Consider the following 3817-nt stretch of genomic DNA (forward strand, 5'->3'; position numbering starts at 1 on the left):
GGGGCGGAGCCCCCTGGTTTTGGGTAAAGGGGCGGGTCTGGGGCGCACCGCGAGGCTAGAACGCCAGTTGGGCGATCTCCTCCGCCACCACCGCGCACGCGTCCGCCGACGGGTCGATGAGGGGGAAGTGCCCGACGTCCTCGAGGAGGGTGAGCCCCACGACCTCCCCCGCCTTCGCCGCCGCGTCGGCATAGGCGTCGGCCACGGCCTGCGGCACCACGATGTCCGTCCGCCCCTGCACCACGGCCGTGGCGATCCCGGTGGGCAACAGCACAGCCGGATCCGCCTGCGCGACCCGCTCCTCGTACGCGGACTCGGACGCGGACTCGGCACCGATGAACTGCCGCACGGCACCCCCGCACACCCCCAGCTCGTCCGCGACCCGCAGATCCGCGATGGGGGCGAGGGCGACGACCCCGCGCAGCGGGGCGGGCCGGGCGCTGCGCCACGGGGAGCCCTCCGGCAGGACGTGCCGGGCGGCGGCCCACAGCGCGAGGTGGCCGCCCGCGGAGTGCCCGGTGACGACGAGGCGGCGCGGATCGGCCGCGGGCAGGGCCTCGCGGACGAGCGCGGGCAGCGCGTCCATGGCGGCGGCGACGTCGTCGAGGGTGTCGGGCCAGCGCCCGGCGACGGGCCCGGTGCCGCCCTGCGCGGGGATCGGCGACGCGGCGCCCCGCCGGTACTCGACGCTGGCGACGGCGAAGCCCCGGCGGGCGAGGAAGTCCGCGAACGGCGAGATGTGCGCGCGGTCGTACGGCGCCCGCCACGCGCCGCCGTGCAGCACGACGACGAGCGGCGCGGGGCCGCTCGTCGCGCGCGGCGCGTAGAAGTCCACGATCTGGTCCGCGTGCGGGCCGTACGCGGCGGTGGCGTCGGGGCGCACCGCCGGATGCGCGAAGGCGGACTCCTCCTCGACGGCGTTGCGGGCCACGTCGGCGTCGTCCGGCATGCGGCACCTCTCCACTCCGGGCCCGCCGGCCCCGGACACCTGGGGCAACTGATCACAACTGACCGGTGACCGGCGGGCGTTCGTACCATGATCCAGACGGATCGGTCGGACGCTATCAGGATCCGGCGAGCGTCTCCGCGAGCACCCGGGCCGCCCGCTCGGCGTCGGCGAACGACACGTACAGCGGAGTGAACCCGAACCGCAGCACGTCCGGCGCGCGGAAGTCGCCGACCACGCCCCGCTCGATGAGCCGCGGCATCACGTCCGCGGCATCCGCGCAGCGCAGCGCGATCTGGCTGCCCCGCTCGGCGTGCGCGGCCGGGGTGATCGACTCGACCCGGCCCGCGGGCGCGTACGCGTCGACGCACTGGAGGAAGAAGTCCGTCAGGGCGAGCGACTTGGCGCGCACGTCGTCGAGCGAGACGCCGTCCCAGACGTCGAGCGCCGCGTCGAAGGCGAGCAGCGACAGGATGTCCGGGGTGCCGACGCGGCCGCGCACCGCGTCGTCGGCGGGCTCGTAGTCGCGCCGCATCCCGAAGGGGTCGGCGTGCGAGTTCCAGCCGGGCAGCGGCGAGTCGAAGCGGGCCTGGAGGTCCTTGCGGACGTACAGGTACGCCGGTGAACCCGGGCCGCCGTTCAGGTACTTGTACGTGCAGCCGACCGCCAGGTCCACGCCGTGCGCGTCGAGGCCGACGGGCAGGGCGCCGGCCGTGTGGCACAGGTCCCACACGACGAGCGCGCCCACCGCGTGCACGGCACGGGTGAGCCCCGGCAGGTCGTGCAGGCGGCCCGACCGGTAGTCGGCGTGGTTGAGCAGCACCGCCGCGGTGCGCTCGCCGAGCACGCCGGGTACGTCGGCGGGGGCGGCCGGGATCAGGCGGCAGCCGGTGAGGCGGGCGGCGGACTCGGCGATGTACCCGTCCGTGGGGAAGGTGGTGGCGTCGACGACGATCTCGTCCCGCGCGCCGTCCGCGTCCTGCCGCGCGTTCTCCTGGGCGATGCGCACGGCCGCGACGAGCGCCTTGAACACGTTCACGCTCGTCGAGTCGGCGACGACGACCTGCCCGGGGGCGGCCCCGACGAGCGGCGCGACGCGCTCGCCGATCCGCTCCGGCGCGGTCCACCAGCCGCTCTCGCTCCAGGAGCGGATGCGCAGCTGCCCCCACTCGCGGGCGATGACGTCGGCGACGCGGGCGCCGACGTTCGCGGGCAGGGCGCCCAGGGAGTTGCCGTCCAGATAGACCGTGTCGTCGAGGACGAACTCGTCCCGCTTGGCGGCGAGCTTGTCGGCGGCGTCGAGCTCAGCGGCGGCGGACCGCAGCGCCTCGTGGGCGCTCCGCTCAGACATGGCTGCGCGCCGTCCACAGCTCCGGGAACACGTTCTTCGTGGCCCGTTTCTCCAGCCAGGCGACGCCGGCGGAGCCGCCCGTGCCGGTCTTGGCGCCCATGGCGCGGCGCGTGGCCACCAGGTGGTCGTTGCGCCATCGCCACACCAGCTCGGCGACGTCGGTCAACGCCTCGCCCAGGCGGGCGAGTTCACCGCTGTCGTCGCCGGAGTAGAGCTCCGTCCAGACGGCCTCGACCTGCGGCGACGGCTCGTACTTGGCGGCCATGTCGCGCTCCAGGACGGCGGCCGGTATGTCGTACCCGCGCCGCGCGAGCAGCTGCAGGACCTCGTCGTAGAGGCTCGGCTCCTGCAGGGCCTTCTCCAGCTCCCGGTGGACGCGAGGCGCGCCGCGGTGCGGCACGAGCATGGACGCGGACTTCTCGCCGAGCAGGAACTCCATGCGCCGGTACATCGCCGACTGGAATCCCGACCCTTCGCCCAGGGCGCCCCGGTAGGAGTTGAACTGGGCGGGCGTGAGCTGGCCGAGCGGCTTCCACGAGTGGTTCAGCGCCTCCAGCTCGCGCACGGAGCGCTTCAGGGCGGCCACCGCGGTCGGCACGTCGTCCTCGCGCAGCGCGCGCGAGGCGGTCTCCCACTCGTGGACGATCACCGTGAACCACAGCTCCATGACCTGGGTCGTCACCAGGAACACCATCTCGCCCGGGTCGTCCGAGCGCAGGTGCTGGAGGTGGGTGAGGACGTCCGCCTGGACGTAGTCCTCGTAGGGGGTCGTGCCTGCGAAGTCGAGGTTCGGGCTTTCGGGGCTCTCTTCCGAGGTGCCATGTGCCGCGTTCGCCTCGTGGGACATCGCTGTCTCCTTGATGCGTACTCCGGGTAGCGGTCCGCCCCTGCCGGTACCGGCACGGGGGCCCCGGTCCCCACCCGCATCCTCCGCAAGATCCCCCGAAACGGCAAGACCTGCCTGGTCACACCGGGTGTCCAGGCAGGTCGAGACAGGTCGAGACAGGTCTTGCGGAGTGGCGGGACCCTAACCCAGCGTGTCTGCCGCCGTCGCCGACGAGTCGCGCAGGAACGTGCTGCACCGCTCGTACTCGTCCTGCTCGCCGATGGCCTGCGCGGCGCGGGCGAGGCCGTGCAGGGCGCGCAGGAAGCCGCGGTTCGGCTCGTGCTCCCACGGGACCGGGCCGTGGCCCTTCCAGCCGCTGCGGCGCAGTGCGTCCAGGCCGCGGTGGTAGCCGGTGCGGGCGTACGCGTACGACTCGACGACGCGGCCCGCCTCGAACGCCTCGTCCGCGAGGCGTGCCCAGGCGAGGGAGGACGTGGGGTACTTCGCGGCGACGTCGGCGGCCGCGGTGCCGCCCGCGAGCAGTTCGCGGGGCTCCGGGTCGTCGGGGAGGTGGGTCGGGGGCGGGCCCCCGAGGAGGTTTTCGTGAATGGCCATGGGTCAAGTCTGCGGCATGGCTGCCCTCGCGGGGGCGCCCCAGTCCCGCCCCTTCCCGAAACTAGGGGCTCCGCCCCTA

The 3817-nt window shown here is 74.2% G+C and carries 4 protein-coding genes; all 4 read right to left on the minus strand.

The features are described from left to right. Window positions 1–55: 55 nt before the first annotated feature. On the minus strand, window positions 56–949 hold the full coding sequence (locus ACFWZ5_RS45500) for an alpha/beta hydrolase (RefSeq protein WP_384806434.1): 894 nt from the start codon (window positions 947–949) through the stop codon (window positions 56–58). 115 nt (window positions 950–1064) lie between these two features. Then, window positions 1065–2297: a kynureninase gene (kynU, locus tag ACFWZ5_RS45505; RefSeq protein WP_384806436.1), complete on the minus strand. Its 1233-nt coding sequence runs from the start codon at window positions 2295–2297 to the stop codon at window positions 1065–1067. Then, the gene (locus tag ACFWZ5_RS45510; protein WP_384806438.1) at window positions 2290–3144 is read right to left on the minus strand and encodes a tryptophan 2,3-dioxygenase family protein; all 855 of its coding nucleotides are present in this window, start codon (window positions 3142–3144) and stop codon (window positions 2290–2292) included. Before ACFWZ5_RS45510 ends, kynU begins: the two co-directional genes overlap by 8 nt. A gap of 180 nt (window positions 3145–3324) precedes the next feature. Next, window positions 3325–3738: a DUF3151 domain-containing protein gene (locus ACFWZ5_RS45515; protein WP_384806440.1), complete on the minus strand. Its 414-nt coding sequence runs from the start codon at window positions 3736–3738 to the stop codon at window positions 3325–3327. Window positions 3739–3817: the final 79 nt, after the last annotated feature.

This window comes from Streptomyces sp. NPDC059003 (assembly GCF_042740445.1).
Lineage (GTDB): Bacteria > Actinomycetota > Actinomycetes > Streptomycetales > Streptomycetaceae > Streptomyces.

What these genes read in the sequence shown, in the direction of transcription:
- ACFWZ5_RS45500 (WP_384806434.1), bottom strand. Translation starts at nt 949, where the DNA reads ATGCCGGACGACGCCGACGTGGCCCGCAACGCCGTCGAGGAGGAGTCC.
- kynU (WP_384806436.1), bottom strand. Translation starts at nt 2,297, where the DNA reads ATGTCTGAGCGGAGCGCCCACGAGGCGCTGCGGTCCGCCGCCGCTGAG.
- ACFWZ5_RS45510 (WP_384806438.1), bottom strand. Translation starts at nt 3,144, where the DNA reads ATGTCCCACGAGGCGAACGCGGCACATGGCACCTCGGAAGAGAGCCCC.
- ACFWZ5_RS45515 (WP_384806440.1), bottom strand. Translation starts at nt 3,738, where the DNA reads ATGGCCATTCACGAAAACCTCCTCGGGGGCCCGCCCCCGACCCACCTC.